The sequence below is a fragment of the Kitasatospora sp. NPDC047058 genome, assembly GCF_040643935.1.
Lineage (GTDB): Bacteria > Actinomycetota > Actinomycetes > Streptomycetales > Streptomycetaceae > Kitasatospora.
In genome coordinates, this window is record NZ_JBEYVJ010000768.1 from 1 (window position 1) to 1,860 (window position 1,860).

Below are 1,860 nucleotides of genomic sequence, written 5' to 3' on the forward strand. Positions count from 1 at the left end.
CCGTCCTGGTCCTGGAGCGGGAGCTGCTGCTCCGCTCCCCGTGGAAGGCGGACCCGCTCGGGATGCGGGGGCTGTCCGCCGCGTCGGTGGCCGCGTTCCACCGCCGTGGGATGCTGCATCGGCTGCTGACGGCCTCGGGCCTCGACGACGGCCCCGGCGCGGACTCCGGCACGGATGCGGGCACGTCCGGCGCGGATTCGGGCACGGCCCCCGGTACGTCCGGCGCAGACTCCGGCGCGGACGAGCCGTCACCCCCTCGGAGCGCGGGCCACTTCGCCGGTGTGATGCTCGATCCGGCCGACATCGACGTCACCGCCCTGCCGTTCCGGCTTCCCGGTCCGGCGTCCGAGGGCGTGGTGACGACCCTCGAAGCCGTCGGGACGGCGCTGTCCGAGCGGGCGGCCGAGCTCGGTGTGGAGATCAGACGCGGTGTCACGGTCTCGGGCGTCGCCCAGGACGGCGAGCGCGTGGTCGTGCGGGGCGGCGGGCACGCGTACACGGCGCGCTGGCTCGTCGGCTGTGACGGCGGACGCAGCACCGTGCGAGGGCTCGCGGGCTTCGACTTCACCGGCAGCGAGCCGCAGTTCACCGGCTACGTCATGCTCGCCACCGTCGCCGGCGCCGACACGCTCCGCCCCGGGTTCAACCTGACGCCGACCGGCATGTACCTGCGCATGCCGGCGAAGGACTACATCGGCGTGCTGGACTGCGACGGCGGCGCGTTCGACCGCTCGCAGCGGCCGACCCGCGAACATCTCCAGGCGGTTCTGCGCCGGGTGTCCGGGACCGACGTGACACTGGACGAGGTGCGACTCGTGTCGACCTTCACCGACCGGGCGATGCAGACGACGACCTACCGGAAAGGGCGGGTCCTGCTCGCCGGGGACGCCGCGCACATCCACTCCCCGCTCGGAGCGCAGGGCCTCAACCTCGGCATCGGCGACGCGATGAACCTCGGCTGGAAGCTCGCGGCGACCGTGCACGGCCACGCCCCGGACGGGCTGCTCGACAGCTACACCCGCGAACGCCATCCGGTCGGCGCGGCAGCCCTCGACTGGACGCGGGCACAGTCCGCGGTCATGAAGCCGGACCTGCACGGCCAGGCGGTCCAACGAGTGGTCCGCGACCTGATCGGGACGCGTGACGGAACGACCTACGTGTTCATGAGGGCATCGGGGGCGACGAGCCGCTACGACCTCGGCGGCGAGCACCCGCTGGTCGGCCGCGACGCACCGGACCTCCGCCTGGAGGACGGCACCCGCCTCGCGGACCTGATGCACGACGGACGGGGTGTCGTCCTCGACTTCACCGCCGACCAGTCGCTGCACGGTGCGGCCACGCGGCGGGACAGCCGGCTCCGGTATGCGGTCGGGCCGGCGCGGAACGGCCTCGGGCTGGCTGCCGTGCTCGTCCGGCCCGACGGCACGGTCGCCTGGGCGATCACCGGCCGCCCTGACCACGCGGAGTTCGAGCGGACCGCGGAACGCTGGTTCGGTGCCGCCGACCGCGGGGAGCACGCGTGACCAGCACCCTCGGGCCCCTGGACAAGTGCACCAAGGACCTGAAGGAGGTCAACGGCTGGCACGCCCAGGCCCTGGAGCGCGTCGGCCGGCTGCGCGGCGAGCTGGAGGCGGCCCGCCGTCAGCACGGCCGCAACAGCACCGAGGCCAGGAAGGCCGAGAAGAGTCTCGCCGACGCCGTCAGGACGGCCCAGGAACTGGAGAAGGACATCGCCGAGCTGCAGAAGGAGATCGGCCGGATCGAGGACCGCCTCGGCGACCTGTGACGACGGCTGCGGCCGCCGGGCTCGCTTCCGCACCGCCTCCCGGTCGCCGCTCCCACGGCGGCCGGGAGGCCGCC

General features: G+C 73.9%; 2 protein-coding genes. Both read left to right on the forward strand.

Annotated features, from left to right (window positions below; genetic code table 11):
- Positions 1-1,523: FAD-dependent monooxygenase (locus ABZ885_RS40295; protein WP_360200045.1), on the forward strand; the 1,523-nt coding region annotated here is incomplete at its 5' end.
- Positions 1,520-1,786 carry a hypothetical protein gene (locus tag ABZ885_RS40300; protein ID WP_360200047.1) on the forward strand — a complete coding sequence of 89 codons (267 nt, stop codon included), beginning with the start codon at positions 1,520-1,522 and terminating at the stop codon, positions 1,784-1,786. The genes ABZ885_RS40295 and ABZ885_RS40300, both read left to right, overlap by 4 nt.
- Positions 1,787-1,860 lie beyond the last annotated feature (74 nt).